Origin of the sequence: Flavobacterium sp. (genome assembly GCF_043780635.1) — a bacterium.
Classification (GTDB): Bacteria; Bacteroidota; Bacteroidia; order Flavobacteriales; family Flavobacteriaceae; genus Flavobacterium.
In genome coordinates, this window is record NZ_JAYWCK010000165.1 from 1 (window position 1) to 17,029 (window position 17,029).

The 17,029-nt window shown below is 35.0% G+C and carries 12 protein-coding genes; 11 read left to right on the forward strand and 1 reads right to left on the reverse strand.

Translation table 11 applies throughout. The annotated features are described in order from the left end of the window. From nusA to ACH2BV_RS14910, 3 genes are all read left to right on the forward strand, one after another. Nucleotides 1-1,231: transcription termination factor NusA (nusA, locus tag ACH2BV_RS14900; protein WP_395051575.1), on the forward strand; the 1,231-nt coding region annotated here is incomplete at its 5' end. Nucleotides 1,232-1,327: 96 nt separating this feature from the next. Further along, nucleotides 1,328-4,195, forward strand: a complete 2,868-nt coding sequence (gene infB / locus ACH2BV_RS14905; protein WP_395051576.1) for a translation initiation factor IF-2 — start codon at nt 1,328-1,330, stop codon at nt 4,193-4,195. Nucleotides 4,196-4,679: 484 nt separating this feature from the next. Further along, entirely contained in the window at nt 4,680-4,907 is a 228-nt protein-coding gene (locus ACH2BV_RS14910; protein WP_395051577.1) for a hypothetical protein, read from the forward strand. Nucleotides 4,908-5,012: 105 nt separating this feature from the next. On the opposite strand, the gene ACH2BV_RS14915 is transcribed toward ACH2BV_RS14910, so the two are convergent. Beyond that, nucleotides 5,013-5,402, reverse strand: a complete 390-nt coding sequence (locus ACH2BV_RS14915) for an SPOR domain-containing protein (protein ID WP_395051578.1) — start codon at nt 5,400-5,402, stop codon at nt 5,013-5,015. 217 nt (nt 5,403-5,619) lie between these two features. Between ACH2BV_RS14915 and ACH2BV_RS14920 the strand changes: the two genes are divergently transcribed. The 8 genes from ACH2BV_RS14920 to ACH2BV_RS14955 are packed head-to-tail and all read left to right on the forward strand — an operon-like array spanning nt 5,620 to nt 16,927. Then, the gene (locus ACH2BV_RS14920; protein ID WP_395051579.1) at nt 5,620-6,969 is read left to right on the forward strand and encodes a c-type cytochrome; all 1,350 of its coding nucleotides are present in this window, start codon (nt 5,620-5,622) and stop codon (nt 6,967-6,969) included. A gap of 35 nt (nt 6,970-7,004) precedes the next feature. Continuing rightward, nucleotides 7,005-10,073 (forward strand): TAT-variant-translocated molybdopterin oxidoreductase, encoded by a 3,069-nt coding sequence (locus ACH2BV_RS14925; protein ID WP_395051580.1) that lies wholly within the window; start codon nt 7,005-7,007, stop codon nt 10,071-10,073. A gap of 28 nt (nt 10,074-10,101) precedes the next feature. After that, a complete protein-coding gene (nrfD, locus tag ACH2BV_RS14930) occupies nt 10,102-11,505 on the forward strand; it encodes an NrfD/PsrC family molybdoenzyme membrane anchor subunit (RefSeq protein WP_395051581.1) in 1,404 nt (467 codons plus the stop codon). After that, nucleotides 11,498-12,022 (forward strand): DUF3341 domain-containing protein, encoded by a 525-nt coding sequence (locus ACH2BV_RS14935; protein ID WP_395051582.1) that lies wholly within the window; start codon nt 11,498-11,500, stop codon nt 12,020-12,022. The genes nrfD and ACH2BV_RS14935 overlap by 8 nt, the downstream gene beginning before the upstream one ends. An 8-nt stretch (nt 12,023-12,030) precedes the next feature. Next, nucleotides 12,031-12,582 carry a c-type cytochrome gene (locus ACH2BV_RS14940; protein WP_395051583.1) on the forward strand — a complete coding sequence of 184 codons (552 nt, stop codon included), beginning with the start codon at nt 12,031-12,033 and terminating at the stop codon, nt 12,580-12,582. A 27-nt stretch (nt 12,583-12,609) separates the two neighbouring features. Continuing rightward, the gene (locus ACH2BV_RS14945; RefSeq protein WP_395051584.1) at nt 12,610-13,935 is read left to right on the forward strand and encodes a quinol:cytochrome C oxidoreductase; all 1,326 of its coding nucleotides are present in this window, start codon (nt 12,610-12,612) and stop codon (nt 13,933-13,935) included. 17 nt (nt 13,936-13,952) lie between these two features. Next, nucleotides 13,953-15,107 (forward strand): cytochrome c oxidase subunit II, encoded by a 1,155-nt coding sequence (locus ACH2BV_RS14950; protein WP_395051585.1) that lies wholly within the window; start codon nt 13,953-13,955, stop codon nt 15,105-15,107. Between the two features lie 29 nt (nt 15,108-15,136). Beyond that, nucleotides 15,137-16,927 (forward strand): cbb3-type cytochrome c oxidase subunit I, encoded by a 1,791-nt coding sequence (locus tag ACH2BV_RS14955; RefSeq protein ID WP_395051586.1) that lies wholly within the window; start codon nt 15,137-15,139, stop codon nt 16,925-16,927. The last annotated feature ends 102 nt before the right edge of the window (nt 16,928-17,029 follow it).

Here is a 17,029-nt window from a genome sequence, read left to right on the forward strand (position 1 = left end):
TTCATTTTCAGAGTTTAAAGACGATAAACTTATTGATCGTGTAACGCTTATGGCGATATTAGAAGATGTATTTAGAAATGCATTGAAGAAAAAATTTGGTTCAGATGATAATTTTGACATTATTATCAACCCTGATAAAGGTGATATGGAAATCTGGAGAAGAAGAGTTATCGTTGCTGATGATGATTTAGATTTAGAAAATGAAGAAATTACATTAACCGAAGCAAGAAAAATCGAACCCGATTTCGAAATTGGAGAAGAAGTTTCAGAAGAAGTGAAGTTAATCGATTTAGGAAGAAGAGCTATTTTGGCTTTACGCCAAAACTTAATTTCCAAAATTCATGAACATGACAATACAAATCTTTACAAACAATTTAAAGATTTAATTGGCGAAATTTACACTGCCGAAGTACACCATGTTCGTCCTAGAGTCGTTATTTTGATAGACGATGAAGGAAACGAAATTATTTTGCCAAAAGAAAAACAAATACCATCTGACTTTTTCCGTAAAGGAGATAATGTTCGTGGAATCATCGAAAGCGTTGAATTGAAAGGAAATAAACCTCAAATAATTATGTCCAGAACTTCAGAAAAGTTCTTGGAAAAATTATTCGAACAAGAAATTCCAGAAGTTTTCGACGGATTGATTATGGTGAAAAATGTAGTGAGAATTCCAGGTGAAAAAGCAAAAGTAGCTGTAGATTCTTATGATGACAGAATTGATCCAGTTGGTGCTTGTGTAGGAATGAAAGGTTCACGTATTCACGGCATTGTTCGTGAATTAGGAAACGAAAACATTGACGTAATCAATTACACCAGCAATATTCAATTGTATATTACAAGAGCATTAAGCCCAGCAAAAGTTTCTTCAATCAAGATTAATGAAGAAACAAAAAGAGCTGAAGTTTTCTTGAAATTAGAAGAAGTTTCTAAAGCAATTGGTAGAGGTGGACACAATATTAAATTGGCAGGTCAATTAACTGGTTATGAACTTGACGTTATTCGTGAAGGAGATGTTGCCGGTGCTGCTGCAGATGAAGACGATGTTGAATTAACGGAGTTTTCAGATGAAATTGAAGAATGGGTTATCGAAGAGTTTGCTAAAATTGGTTTAGATACTGCAAAAAGTATTTTGAAACAAGATGTGAATGATTTGGTTAGAAGAACTGACCTAGAAGAGGAAACGATTCTGGATGTAATGAGAATACTAAAAGAAGAATTTGATAGCTAGTCAATTCTTTAAAAAATAAATTTTAAACCTTATTTTTCCTCTCCTACTGAGAGTTAGTGTGAGGAACAATAAAGAAGGTAATATTAAAAAGGTTTTATGTCAGAAGAGAAAGTTATTAGAATAAACAAAGTTTTAAGGGAATTGAATATTTCTTTAGAAAGAGCTGTGGATTATCTAAAAGATAAAGGGATTGTTGTTGAATCAAACCCAAACACAAAAATTTCTGAAGCGGAATTTAATATCCTGCAAAATCAATTTGCTGGCGACAAGGGGAATAAAGAAGCTTCAAAGGAAGTAGGAGAAGAGAAAAGAAAAGAGAAAGAAGCTTTACGTATTGAACGAGAAAAAGAAATCGAGGATAAACGTAAACATGATGAAGAACGGTTAAAAAGCCAAGAAGTTATTAAAGCTAAAGGCAATGTTACAGGACCTGTTCACGTTGGAAACATTGATCTTAATCCAAAAAAAGCAGTTGTAACTCCTACACCAACACCAGCGCCAGTTGTTGAAAAAATTGAAACTCCAGTTGCTAAAGTTCCTCAAGAGAAGCCAGTCATAAAAGAAACTGTTCAAAAAGAAGAAGTTGTACAAGAAAAAGCGGTTTCAGACAAAAAAGAGGCTAAGCCTGTTGCAGAGATAAAGGAAATCAAAAAAGAAGTTGCACCCGCTAAAAAAGAAGTTCCTGTAGTTCCAGAAGCTCCTGTAGAGGAATCTATCACAACTAAATACACAAAATTATCCGGCGCTACATTGACAGGTCAAACTATCGATTTATCTCAGTTTAATAAGCCTAAAAAGAAAAAAGAAGACCCTAAAATTACTCCAAACAAACCTAGTGCTCCTGGAAGTTCGGCTAGTAATGCCAATAAAAATAAAAGAAAAAGGATTGCTCCAAAACCTGGAGCTCCAAGACCACCAGCAACTCCTGGAGTTCCGGGTGCGCCTAATCCTAATAAAATTACTCCTAATGCTGGAGGTGGAGGATTTAATGCCAACAGAGGTGCAAGACCTGGTTTTGTAAAAGGCGCCAGACCAGCAATTGTTGCTAAAGTTGAGCCAACAGAAGAAGAAGTTAAAAATCAAATTAGAGAGACTTTAGAGAAACTGCAAGGAAAAGGTGGTAAATCGAAAGCAGCTAAATATAGAAGAGACAAAAGAGATACACACCGTCAGAAATCTGATGATGAGCAAAGAGCTATTGACGAAGGAAGTAAAACTATTAAAGTTACTGAGTTTGTTACTGTAGGGGAAATTGCAATCATGATGGATGTGCCAATTACTAAAGTTATTGGTACGTGTATGTCATTAGGTATCATGGTTACTCAAAATCAGCGTCTTGATGCAGAAACATTGACAATTGTTGCTGATGAATTTGGATATGAAGTTGAATTTATCACAGTTGATATTGAAGAGGCCATTCAAGTTGTACCAGACAAAGAAGAAGATTTAGTTTTTAGAGCGCCTATCGTAACCGTAATGGGTCACGTGGATCATGGTAAAACATCTTTACTGGATTATATTCGTAAAGAAAATGTTATCGCTGGTGAATCTGGAGGAATTACACAGCACATTGGTGCTTACGGAGTGACTTTAGATGACGGGCAAAAAATAGCTTTCCTTGATACACCAGGTCACGAAGCGTTTACCGCAATGCGTGCTCGTGGTGCTCAGGTTACAGATATTGCAATTATTGTAGTTGCCGCTGATGATGACATCATGCCACAAACCAAAGAGGCAATTTCTCACGCTCAGGCTGCTGGAGTTCCTATTATTTTTGCAATCAATAAAATTGATAAGCCAAATGCCAACCCTGAAAAAATCAAAGAAAAATTAGCAGGGATGAATTTACTTGTCGAAGATTGGGGTGGAAAAATTCAATCTCACGATATTTCAGCGAAAGTAGGAACAGGAGTGAAAGATTTATTAGAAAAAGTTTTATTAGAAGCGGAAATTTTGGATTTAAAATCCAATCCAAATAAAGCGGCACAAGGAACTGTTGTAGAAGCATTTTTGGATAAAGGAAAAGGATACGTTTCTACCATATTAGTACAACACGGGACCTTAAGAATTGGGGATTATATGTTGGCTGGAAAACATCATGGTAAAATAAAAGCCATGCACGATGAAAGAGGAAATATTGTGACCGTAGCAGGTCCTTCGACTCCGGTATCTGTATTGGGATTAGATGGTGCAGCAACAGCGGGTGACAAATTCAACGTTTTTGAAGACGAAAAAGAAGCCAAACAAATTGCTTCAAAACGTTCTCAATTAATGCGTGAACAATCTGTTCGTACACAACGACATATTACCTTGGATGAAATTGGACGTAGAATTGCATTGGGTCAATTTAAAGAATTAAACATCATCCTTAAAGGTGACGTGGATGGTTCTGTTGAAGCCTTGTCTGATTCGTTCTCTAAATTATCTACCGAGGAAATTCAAATCAATATAATACATAAAGGTGTTGGAGCGATTACTGAAACTGACGTAATGTTAGCTTCTGCTTCAGATGCAATCATTATCGGATTTAATGTTCGTCCTGCAGGAAATGCAAGACAATTAGCCGACAAAGAAGAAATTGACATCCGTTATTATTCTATCATTTACGCCGCTATCGACGACTTGAAAGATGCAATGGAAGGAATGCTTGCACCGGAAATGAAAGAAGAAATTCTGGGAACTGCCGAAATCAGAGAGATATTCAAAATCTCGAAAGTGGGTTCTATTGCAGGTTGTATGGTTATGGACGGAAAAATCGCCAGAAATGCCAAAATCAGAATCATTCGTGATGGCGTAGTTGTCTTTACCGGAGAACTATTGGCACTGAAACGTTTCAAAGATGATGTCAAGGAAGTAGCTAAAGGCTATGATTGTGGTATCCAAATCAAAAACTACAACGACATCGAAGAAAGAGACGTTATCGAAGCTTTCCAAGAAGTAGCAGTCAAAAAGAAATTGAAATAAAATTTTGATATATTTTTAAGAAATCCAGAGCAATCGGGATTTTTTTGTTTTTTGGAATGCTATTGTTTTCCTGAAATGATTTAAATTTCACTAGATTTGTTTAATCTACAAATGGAATTTGCACGGATTGCAAATCCGCGCTATCGGGGTCCATTATATTGATGGTTTAATAAATGACCACGTGTCTATTGATACATTAATTAGATCAAAACCTACAGATAAAGTTAGATATATTGAAAAGGTTTTTCGAGCAACTCACAAAGTAGTTGTAATTGAAAGTCCAAAATAGAATATCCCAAATATCCTAGATATGATATATTAACTCTAGAAAGCTAGTTCCAGCTTCTCATATTTGGAGTATCATTAATTGTTTGAAAATTAAATTTATAACTGTAAATTATGGAATTAAATTTCAAAATTCTATAATAGATTCTTTTGTTATCATTCTTAAATTTGTAATGTATAAATTTTTAAATTTAATATTATGAATACTGAAGAAAAACAAATCAAAAATAAACCAGCGAATAAGATATCTAAAAATCAAAACTTTAAAACTGAGGATGATTTTATAAATCCAAAAGATCCTGAAGAAGATGAAGATGATGATATCGATGAAGAAGACTTAGAAAAAGAAGCAGAAAATCCTGTAGATAGTCCAGGTAATGATTTTAATGAAATTGAAGACGATTATGTCTATCAAGATTCTGAATAAGATTTTCCAGATGATGATTCTTGGATATTCTAAATTTCCTAAAAGAAAAATCTAGCCAAAAAAACCGTTAGTTAACGGTTTTTTTATGTTTTTTAATGAGCGATTTTACCTACTCGGTTTTATCAAAAGCACATTTTTGTATCTGTCTTTAATGTCAGCCAAATTCCTTTCGGCTTCAATGCGGGTTCTGAAATTCCCCACCCAAACTTTATAATTAGGAGTGTTAAAAACAATTGTGGCATCAATGGCTGCAAACTCCTGCTTAAACTCGTTTAATGTCTTTTTTGCATTTTCACTTCCGCCATTATAAATTTGAATTTTATAAGAATCGTTTACGGTAAGCGAAGGATTTATCTTTCTTTTTTCATTTAACAGTTGTTCAAATTTTGGGTCTTGACTAAGGCCGCTATTTTGATTTTGTGCAATTATATAGCAAGACGAAAAGCTTAATAAAAGGGAGTAGAAAACGAATTTTCTATTTGATAGAATTCTCATAATGTGATTGTTTAAAAACAAAAGTAATATTTAATATGTTAAACAAAGGCGTTGATTTTATTTAGAATGAATATAAATTATATTTAAGACTATTTTAAGGTTTTGAGAATAGTTCTTAAAGTGTATTTTTGTCGAATATTTTAAAGAAAAAGTGATTTTTATCATATTTTATATTTGAAAAAAATCATATCAATATTGTAGATAATTACTATACTATATGAAAAAGATGGGTAACCATAGTTCGATTACAAGGAAATTATATTTAAGTTTAGCATTAATGCTAACCTTATCGTTAACTTCTTATGCACAAGGTGCAGCAGAAGCGGCTCCGGCAGCATCTGCAACACCAGTAGCGGCAACAGGAGCTCCAGCAGTTATGCAAGGTGGCGATCCTGTAAAAGGGAAAGAGATTTTTAATACAAATTGTGCAGCTTGTCACAAATTGGATGCAAAAGCAACAGGACCTGCTCTTAGAGGTGTAGGCGCTAAGTATGAAAAAGCGTGGCTTTATAAATGGATTCACAATAGTGGCGATTTAATAAAATCGGGTGATGCTCAAGCCGTAAAAGTTTTTGAAGAAAACAACAAGGTTCCGATGACTCCTTTTCCGGCATTATCGGAAGCTGACATTGATAATGTTATTGCCTACACAATGGAGCCTAAAGCAGTTGCCGCAGCTCCAGCAGCTGGAGCAAAAGTTCCTGGAAATGAAGCTGGCACAGGGGGAATTTCAAATGACATTATTTTGGGCGCATTATCTTTAGTAATGGCAATACTTATTGTGATGTTGTTTTTAGTAAACAATGTTCTAAGAAAAGTAGCTGCGGCAAACGGAATCAATGTTGCACCAAAAGAACCAACTATACCAATATGGAAAGCATTTGCGAAAAATCAATTTTTAGTATTGGTTACTTCCATATTCTTATTATTGGCTAGTGCGTTTTTTGTTTACGGATATTTAATGCAAATTGGCGTTGATCAAAATTATGCGCCAGTACAACCAATTCATTATTCACATAAAATACACGCTGGAAGCAACGGAATTAACTGTAACTATTGTCACTCTGCTGCTCGTGTAAGTAAAAATGCTGGAATTCCTTCCTTAAATGTTTGTATGAACTGTCATAAAAATATTGCAGAGGTTTCTGATACAACTGCAACACCTGAGTATTCTAAAGCTTTTTACGATAAAGAAATTGATAAATTATACAAAGCTGTGGGTTGGGATAAAGTCAATCAAAAATATACTGGAATTACACAGCCTGTAAAATGGGTTCGTATTCATAACTTGCAAAGTTTTGTTTACTTCAATCACTCTCAACACGTAACTGTTGCCGGAGTTGCTTGCCAGACTTGTCACGGTCCAGTTCAAACTTACGAAGTTCAAAAACAATTTGCTCCAGTGACTATGAAATGGTGTATTGATTGTCACAGAAAGACAGAAGTTAAAATGGAAGGAAACGACTATTATACCAAAATTCACGAACAACTTTCCAAAAAATATGGTGTAGACAAGTTGACTGCAGCACAAATGGGTGGATTGGAATGTGGTAAATGTCACTATTAAGAATAATAATTAAGAAGCTAATATTTATATAGAATATGTCATCAAACAAAAAATACTGGAAAAGTGTTGAAGAACTAGACGGAAATAGTTCTATTGTTGAGGCGCTTAAAAATAACGAATTTGTTGAAGAGATTCCTACGGATGAATTCTTGGGAAATGAAGGTGCATTGTCAGCTTCATCAACAACACGTCGTGATTTTTTAAAGTACGTTGGATTTACTACAGCGGCAGCCACACTTGCTGCTTGCGAAGGACCCGTACATTTGTCGATACCTTATGTAGTGCAACCAGAACAAATTATCCCTGGTATTGCAGATTATTATGCAACTTCGGTTTTTGATGGTTTCGATTTTGCTAACCTTTTAGTAAAAACTCGTGAAGGGCGTCCTATCAAAATAGACAATAACAAAATGGCAGGCGCAAAATTTGCGGCAAATGCCAGAATCCACGCATCCATATTATCTTTATATGATAGTATGCGTTTGAAAGAGCCAAAAATTGCCGGGAAACCTGCAACTTGGATTGATGTTGATTCAAAAATAAAATCAAGTTTGGCTGAAGCCAAAGCAAAAGGAGGACAAGTAGTTCTTTTAACCAATACATTAGCGAGTCCATCAACTGAAAAGTTGATTGCTGAATTTCTTGCTAAAAATGCAAACGCAACACACATAGTTTATGATGCTGTTTCTGAATCAGAAGCTTTAGATGCATTCGAAACTGTATACGGCGAAAGAGCTTTGGTTGATTACGACTTTTCAAAAGCTTCTGTAATTGTTTCTGTTGGTGCAGATTTCCTTGGAGATTGGCAAGGTGGAAGCTATGACTCAGGTTATGCAAAAGGAAGAATACCTCAAGGACCAAAAGGAAGTCAAAAGATTTCTCGTCATTTCCAATTGGAAGCGAATATGACTTTATCCGGTGCTGCTGCCGATAAACGTGTTGCAATGTCAACTGCAAATCAAAAGCAAGCATTAGTCCTTATATATAATACAGTTGTTGGAGCTTCGGTTCTGGTAACGTTGGATGCAAAATTCAAAGCTGAAGTTACTAAAGCTGCTCAGCAGTTAAAAGCTGCCGGAAGCAAAGGAGTTTTGGTTTCTGGAATTCAAGATAAAAATGCTCAATTATTGGTATTAGCCATCAATCAAGCATTAGCAAGTGAATCTTTTTCAACTATTGGAACAAGACAAATCAGAAAAGGATCTAGCGAAAAAGTAGCTCAATTAGTTGCAGCTATGAAAGCAGGAACCGTTCATACTTTGATTATGAGTGGTGTTAATCCTGCTTATACTTTACCAAATTCAAAAGATTTTGTTGAAGGTTTGAAAAAAGTAAGTCTTTCGGCTTCATTCTCTTTGAGAGAAGACGAAACAGCTTCAATAACAACAATTGCAGCTGCTGCGCCTCACTATTTAGAATCTTGGGGAGATGTAAGCATCACAAAAGGAACGTATGGTTTGACTCAACCAACTATTCGTCCTTTGTTTAATACCAAACAATTTCAAGAAGCTTTATTGTCTTTGAATGGAATTCCTGGTACTTATTACGATTATTTAAAAGCAAGTTCAGCATCAATTATTGCAGGTTCAACGTGGAATCAAGTATTGCACGACGGAATTTTTGTTGGAACAATACCTTCAGTTTCTGCAGGTTCAGCTGATTATGCTGCTGCGGCAAATGCATTGGCACAATCAAAAGCGGCTCCAAGTTTAGAATTAAATATCTATACAAAAACTGGTTTAGGAGATGGTCAACAAGCAAACAATCCTTGGTTGCAAGAGTTTCCAGATCCAATCACAAGAGTTTCTTGGGATAATTATGTTACTGTTTCGAATGCTGATGCCAAGCTTTTACTTTTATCAAACGAAATCGTTGCTAATGGTGGTTTGAACGGAAGTTATGCCACTATCAAAACAGCTGATGGAGTTGTATTAGAAAACGTTCCGGTAATTGTTCAGCCAGGACAAGCTATTGGGACTGTTGGTTTAGCTTTAGGTTATGGTAAAAGCGCCGCTTTAAAAGAAGAAATGCAAGTAGGTTTAAATGCTTACTCATTATATAAAGGTTTAAACAATGTACAATCTGTAACATTGACAAAAGTTGATGGTGATCACGAGTTTGCTTGTGTTCAAGGTCAAAAAACGTTGATGGGAAGAGGCGATATTATTAAAGAAACTACTTTAGAAATATTCAACACCAAAGATGCAGAATTTTGGAATGAACAACCAATGGTTTCATTGGATCACAAAGAAGTAAGAGCGACAACAGTAGATTTATGGGATTCATTTGATCGTTCAGTAGGACATCATTTTAACCTTTCAATCGATTTGAATGCTTGTACAGGTTGTGGTGCTTGTGTTATTGCTTGTCACGCTGAGAATAATGTTCCTGTTGTTGGTAAATCTGAAATCAGAAGAAGTCGTGATATGCACTGGTTGCGTATTGACAGATATTATTCTTCTGAAGAGACTTTTGCAGGAGACAATGAAAGAAAAGAAAATATCGCCGGTTTATCAAGTTCGCTTTCTACTTTTAATGAAATGGAACACGCATCAGATAATCCACAAGTTTCTTTTCAACCCGTAATGTGTCAACATTGTAATCACGCACCTTGTGAAACAGTTTGTCCGGTTGCAGCAACATCACATAGCCGTCAAGGTCAAAACCATATGGCTTATAACAGATGTGTTGGTACTCGTTACTGTGCAAATAACTGTCCATATAAAGTACGTCGTTTCAACTGGTTCTTATATAATAAAAACAGTGAATTTGATTTCCATATGAATGATGATTTAGGTCGTATGGTATTGAATCCAGATGTAAGTGTACGTTCTCGTGGAGTTATGGAAAAATGTTCTATGTGTATTCAAAAAACACAAGCCACTATACTTGCAGCCAAAAACGAAGGAAGAGTTATTGTTGACGGAGAATTCCAAACGGCTTGTTCTAGTGCTTGTAATACTGGAGCGATGGTTTTTGGTGATATTAATGATAAAGAAAGTCAAGTTGCCAAGTTGGTAGAAGACGAAAGAATGTATCATTTATTAGAGCATGTTGGTACAAAACCAAATGTTATCTATCATGTTAAAGTTAGAAATACTTAAGATAAATTAAAAATCAATTTAAAGGATTATGTCTCATATATACGACGCACCCATTAGAAAACCTTTAATCATAGGTGATAAATCTTATCACGATGTAACAGTAGATGTTGCTGCACCTGTTGAAGGGAAGGCCAACAAGCAATGGTGGATTGTATTTTCAATCGCATTAACAGCATTCCTTTGGGGATTGGGCTGTATAGTTTACACCGTTTCTACTGGTATTGGAACATGGGGATTAAACAAAACTGTAGGTTGGGCTTGGGATATTACTAACTTCGTTTGGTGGGTTGGTATTGGTCACGCAGGAACTTTGATTTCAGCAGTACTTTTATTATTCCGTCAAAGATGGAGAATGGCTATTAACCGTTCTGCAGAAGCCATGACAATTTTCTCTGTAATTCAAGCGGGTTTATTTCCAATCATCCACATGGGTCGTCCTTGGTTAGCCTATTGGGTTTTACCAATTCCGAATCAATTTGGTTCTCTTTGGGTAAACTTTAACTCGCCTTTACTTTGGGACGTATTTGCAATCTCTACTTACCTTTCTGTATCATTGGTTTTCTGGTGGACAGGTTTGTTGCCTGATTTTGCAATGCTTAGAGACAGAGCAGTTACACCTTTCAACAAAAGAGTTTACTCTATATTGAGTTTTGGTTGGAGCGGTAGAGCAAAAGACTGGCAACGTTTTGAGGAAGTTTCCTTAGTTCTTGCAGGTTTGGCAACACCACTTGTACTTTCTGTGCACACAATTGTATCTATGGACTTTGCTACCTCGGTTATACCAGGATGGCATACTACAATTTTTCCTCCGTACTTTGTTGCTGGAGCGGTTTTCTCGGGATTTGCAATGGTAAACACCTTGCTTATTATTATGAGAAAAGTGTCTCATCTTGAAGCTTACATCACTGTTCAACATATCGAATTAATGAACATTGTAATTATGATTACAGGTTCTATCGTAGGTGTTGCCTATATCACGGAACTATTTGTTGCTTGGTACTCAGGAGTTGAATACGAACAATATGCATTCTTAAATAGAGCTACCGGACCTTACTGGTGGGCTTATTGGTCGATGATGACTTGCAACGTATTTTCTCCACAGTTTATGTGGTTCAAAAAATTAAGAACTAGTATTATGTTCTCTTTCATAATCTCAATTGTTGTTAACATTGGAATGTGGTTCGAAAGATTTGTAATTATCGTAACTTCGTTACACAGAGATTACCTTCCTTCATCTTGGACAATGTTCTCACCAACATTTGTTGATATTGGAACTTTCATTGGAACAATAGGTTTCTTCTTTGTATTATTTTTGTTATACGCCAGAACATTCCCAGTGATAGCTCAGGCAGAGGTAAAAACAATTTTGAAAGGAACTGGAGATAATTTTATAAAAGCAAGAGCAGCAAATAAAGATTCACACCATGAGTAATAAAGTAATACACGCCATTTATAATGACGATGATATATTGATGGATGCCGTAAAGAAAACACGTGCAGCACATCATCATATCGAAGAAGTTTTTACTCCATTTCCGGTTCACGGATTGGATAAAGCAATGGGACTTGCGCCAACAAGAATAGCTATTTGTTCTTTTATCTATGGATTGTGCGGATTGTCTTTTGGAACTTGGATGATGAATTATATTATGATTCAGGATTGGCCACAAGACATTGGTGGTAAACCAAGCTTTAGTTATGTAGAAAACATGCCGGCTTTCGTGCCAATTATGTTTGAAGAAACCGTATTTTTTGCAGCTCACTTAATGGTTATTACATTTTATATGAGAAGTAGATTGTGGCCATTTAAAGAAGCCGAAAATCCAGATGTTCGTACAACGGATGACCATTTCTTAATGGAAGTTGCGGTAAACGATAACGAAAAAGAGCTTGTTTCTTTTTTCGAAAATACAGGAGCAGTAGAAGTTAAAGTAATAGAAAAGCATTAATAGCGGATATGAAAAGCATATATAAAATAACACTTTTAGTAGGTATTACTATTTTGGTTTCATCTTGTAAAGATGATTTGAAACCAAATTATCAATACATGCCTAATATGTATGAGCCAATAAGTTACAATACTTATTCTCAAGCTGATGTTTTTAAGGGTGGTAAAGAAGGACAACTTCCAGTTGAAGGAACCATAAACAGAGGTTTTGAAGTTTATGAGTATCCTAATACTCCTGAAGCTTTAATTGCTGTAAAAGCAGCAAATTTGAAATCACCTCTTGGAGAACTTTCTCAAAAAGATAAAGATAAAGGAAAAGAACTTTTCGGAATTTATTGTATGATTTGTCATGGAGAATCGGGTAATGGACAAGGAAAACTTGTTACTCAAGGAAAATTCTTGGGTGTGCCTAATTATAAAGACCGAGTAATAAACGAAGGCAGCATTTTTCATGTTGAAACCTATGGTCTTAATTTAATGGGTTCACATTCCAATCAGTTGAGCAAAAAAGAGCGTTGGTTAGTTGCGGCTTATGTGTTAGAATTAAAAAGCAAATTATAATTGTAGAACAAACTCATCGTAATAGATATGTATACATTTTCAAGTAAATTAAAAACATTTTCTCTCATCTTAATGGCTATTGGTCTTTTAGGAATTGGATATGGTTTTATATCTGCACCCAAAGATATTCAAGAAGTTGAGGCAATTCTTGCTTCAGATGCTCACGGTAGTCATGAGGTTTCTAAATCTTCTACTGAAGCACATGCTGCAGCTGGAGAAAATAAAGTAAGCGCTGATGCTGAACACAAAGAACATTTAGAACACGTTTTGAACCAATTGCAAAACAAACCTTGGTCTGCATTATATGTTGCCTGTATTTTCTTTATGCTGATTTCTCTTGGTGTTTTGGCATTTTATGCTATTCAACAAGTGGCTCAAGCAGGTTGGTCTCCAGTTTTGTTTAGAGTGATGCAAGGAATAACTGCTTATTTGCCAGTAGGATCTGTTTTGTTTTTTATATTTTTAATCCTTTCAGGGCTACATTTTAATCATTTATTTATCTGGTTAGATCCAAGTGTTGTTGCCGAAGATAAAATTATTGCAAATAAAGCGAGTTACTTAAACTTTCCTTTTTGGATTATAAGAGCAGCCGTATTCTTAATCGGATGGAATCTTTACAGATATTTTTCAAGAAAAAATTGTTTGGCGCAAGATGAAGCAAAAGACGACAGTTTCTATAAAAAGAACTTCAAAATGTCTGCTGGATTCTTAGTGTTTTTTATTGTAACAGAATCAATTATGTCTTGGGACTGGATTATGTCAATCGACCCACACTGGTTTAGTACCTTATTTGGATGGTATGTTTTTGCTAGTTTCTTTGTAAGTGCGATTACTACAATTTGTTTAATCACATTGTATTTAAAATCAAAAGGATATTTAGAACATGTAAACACAAGTCATATTCACGATTTAGCTAAATTTATGTTTGGTTTTAGCGTTTTCTGGACTTACTTATGGTTCTCACAATTTATGTTGATTTGGTATGCTGATATTCCTGAGGAAGTAACTTACTTCGTTACAAGAATACAACTATATAATCTTCCATTTTTTGGTGCTGTAGTTATGAATTTTGTTTTCCCAATTTTGATTTTGATCAATACAGATTTCAAAAGAATTACTTGGGTGCTTATAATGGCTGGTTCAGTAATATTATTTGGACACTATATTGATTTCTTCAATATGATTATGCCTGGAACAGTAGGAGACCAATGGTTTATTGGAGTTTCAGAAATTGCATCCGTTCTTTTCTTCCTTGGATTGTTTATTTATGTTGTTTTCACAGCATTGACAAAAGCGCCGCTTTTGCCAAAAAGAAATCCATTTATTGAAGAAAGTAAACATTTTCATTATTAATATTTAAAAGAAAATAGATGACAAGTTTGTTGGTAATTATAGTTTTAGTTCTTTTGGCTATTGCATTATGGCAGTTGACTAAGATATTCGATTTAACTCAGGTCGGTGTAGAAAGTGATACTTCACAGATAGCTAATGATGATGATAATAATACCCAAGGGTATTTGATGTTTGGCTTTTTGGCATTCATTTATATTTTTTCAATTTACGGATTGTTTAAATGGGGACCTTTAGTTTTACACACTCCAGCTTCAAAACACGGAGCTGATATTGATAATTTAATGAATGTTACCTGGATTTTAATTTTTATAGTTCAGGCTATTACGCAAGTATTATTGCATTATTTTGCTTTTAAATATAGAGGTAAAAAAGACCAAAAGGCATTGTTCTTTTCTGATAGCACTAAATTGGAAGTTATTTGGAGTGGAATTCCTGCTGTTGTTTTGGCCGTGTTAATTCTTTTCGGACTTTATGCCTGGACAAATATTATGTTTGTTGATGAAAATGAGGACACAATTGAAATCGAAGTATATGCGCAACAGTTTAAATGGACTGCAAGATATTCTGGTGCCGATAATGTTCTTGGTAAAGCCAATGTTAGATTAATTGAAGGTGTAAATACACTTGGTGTTGATTTGTCAGATCCAAATGCTCAGGATGATATCGTAGTTTCTGAATTGCATATTCCAAAAGGCAAAAAGATACATTTCAAATTTCGTTCACAAGATGTTTTGCATTCTGCTTATTTCCCTTATTTTAGAGCACAAATGAATTGTGTTCCAGGTATGGTTACAGAATTTGCTTTCGAACCCATTTATACATCGGCAGAATATAGAGATTTGCCTTATATGATTGAAAAAGTGGCTAATATAAATGCAATAAGAGCGAAGAAAAGCATTGAACTTGTGGCCAAAGGTGAAACAGCTCTTGATCCTTATACTTTTGATTTCCTATTGCTTTGTAATAAAATTTGTGGAGCTTCTCATTATAACATGCAAATGAAAGTAGTAGTTGATACTCCTGAAGATTATAAAAAATGGTTAAGCGATAAGCTAACATTGGTTCAGGAAGTGAAAACGGCTAATGCGCCTAAACCTGTTGAAGGCGGAGTAGGTGCCGACTCTACAAAAACAAAAGATACTGCGGCTATTGCTAAAATTGCCATGAAATAATTATTAAGATAAATTTAAAGTAAACAGATATGTCAGCAGAAGTTCTCGATAACGGACACGAACACGAACACCACCATAAAGACACTTTTATAACTAAATATATTTTTAGTATAGATCACAAAATGATTGCTAAACAATACTTGATTACTGGTATTGTTATGGGAATAGTTGGTGTAATGATGTCAATGCTTTTTAGAATGCAATTGGCTTGGCCAGAACAATCATTTAAAATATTCAATGTATTATTGGGTGATAAATTTGCTCCAAATGGAGTTATGGCAAATGATATTTATTTAGCATTGGTTACGATTCACGGAACCATAATGGTTTTCTTTGTTTTAACGGCAGGTTTAAGCGGTACTTTTAGTAATTTACTGATTCCACTGCAAATTGGAGCACGAGATATGGCATCAGGATTTTTGAATATGATTTCCTATTGGTTATTCTTTTTGTCTAGTGTTGTTATGCTTAGTTCATTATTTGTTGAAGCTGGACCAGCATCAGCAGGTTGGACAATTTATCCGCCATTGAGTGCATTGCCACAAGCTATTCCAGGTTCTGGAGCAGGGATGACTCTTTGGTTAGTTTCTATGGCAATATTTATTGCGGCTTCATTGATGGGTTCATTAAATTATATTGTAACCGTAATCAATCTTAGAACAAAAGGAATGTCTATGACAAGATTGCCTCTTACTATTTGGGCTTTCTTTGTAACGGCAATTATTGGGGTAGTTTCTTTCCCGGTTTTGTTATCTGCAGCTTTATTGTTGATTTTTGACAGAAGCTTTGGAACTTCATTCTTCTTATCTGATATTTATATCGCTGGAGAAGTATTGCATTATCAAGGAGGTTCACCAGTTTTGTTCGAACATTTATTTTGGTTCTTGGGACATCCTGAAGTTTATATTGTAATATTACCAGCTTTGGGTATTACATCAGAAATTATTGCAACTAACTCTCGTAAACCTATTTTTGGATACAGAGCGATGATTATGTCCATATTGGCAATCGCATTTTTATCAACCATAGTTTGGGGTCACCATATGTTTATTTCGGGTATGAATCCATTTTTGGGGTCTGTATTTACATTTACCACTTTATTGATTGCGATTCCTTCGGCTGTAAAAGCATTTAACTATATTACGACTCTTTGGAAAGGAAACTTGCAATTGAATCCTGCAATGTTGTTCTCGATTGGATTGGTTTCTACATTTATCACAGGTGGTCTAACAGGAATTATTCTTGGAGATAGCACTTTAGATATTAATGTTCACGATACTTATTTTGTGGTTGCACACTTCCACTTGGTAATGGGTATTTCTGCACTTTACGGAATGTTTGCGGGTATTTATCACTGGTTTCCAAAAATGTTCGGAAGAATGTTGAATAAAAATCTTGGATATGTTCACTTTTGGGTAACTGCAGTTTGTGCTTATGGAGTATTTTTTCCAATGCACTTTATCGGTTTAGCAGGATTGCCAAGACGTTACTATACCAATACAAACTTCCCTTTATTTGACGATTTGCAAAATGTTAACGTGCTTATAACAACTTTTGCTTTAATTGGTGGTATATTTCAATTGGTTTTCTTGTATAACTTCTTTAGCAGTATTTTTTACGGAAAAAGAACGGTTCAAAACCCTTGGAGATCAAATACATTAGAATGGACAGCTCCTGTTGAACATATTCACGGAAACTGGCCTGGAGAGCTTCCTGAAGTTTATCGTTGGCCTTATGATTACAGCAATCCTGCTCACGATGAGGATTTTGTACCACAAAACGTTCCAATGAAAGAAGGTGAAGAAGTTCTTCATCATTAATAAAATAACCCGTTGGGTGCAATTAAATTATTTGTGTTTTAATATTGTTTATTGGTCTTTCAAAAATAAATTTATTGATGAATTGCACCAAAGTTAATGCTG

Bases quoted from the DNA above. Each gene is read 5' to 3' on its own strand.
- infB (WP_395051576.1), top strand. From the start codon at position 1,328: ATGTCAGAAGAGAAAGTTATTAGAATAAACAAAGTTTTAAGGGAATTG.
- ACH2BV_RS14910 (WP_395051577.1), top strand. From the start codon at position 4,680: ATGAATACTGAAGAAAAACAAATCAAAAATAAACCAGCGAATAAGATA.
- ACH2BV_RS14915 (WP_395051578.1), bottom strand. From the start codon at position 5,402: ATGAGAATTCTATCAAATAGAAAATTCGTTTTCTACTCCCTTTTATTA.
- ACH2BV_RS14920 (WP_395051579.1), top strand. From the start codon at position 5,620: ATGAAAAAGATGGGTAACCATAGTTCGATTACAAGGAAATTATATTTA.
- ACH2BV_RS14925 (WP_395051580.1), top strand. From the start codon at position 7,005: ATGTCATCAAACAAAAAATACTGGAAAAGTGTTGAAGAACTAGACGGA.
- nrfD (WP_395051581.1), top strand. From the start codon at position 10,102: ATGTCTCATATATACGACGCACCCATTAGAAAACCTTTAATCATAGGT.
- ACH2BV_RS14935 (WP_395051582.1), top strand. From the start codon at position 11,498: ATGAGTAATAAAGTAATACACGCCATTTATAATGACGATGATATATTG.
- ACH2BV_RS14940 (WP_395051583.1), top strand. From the start codon at position 12,031: ATGAAAAGCATATATAAAATAACACTTTTAGTAGGTATTACTATTTTG.
- ACH2BV_RS14945 (WP_395051584.1), top strand. From the start codon at position 12,610: ATGTATACATTTTCAAGTAAATTAAAAACATTTTCTCTCATCTTAATG.
- ACH2BV_RS14950 (WP_395051585.1), top strand. From the start codon at position 13,953: ATGACAAGTTTGTTGGTAATTATAGTTTTAGTTCTTTTGGCTATTGCA.
- ACH2BV_RS14955 (WP_395051586.1), top strand. From the start codon at position 15,137: ATGTCAGCAGAAGTTCTCGATAACGGACACGAACACGAACACCACCAT.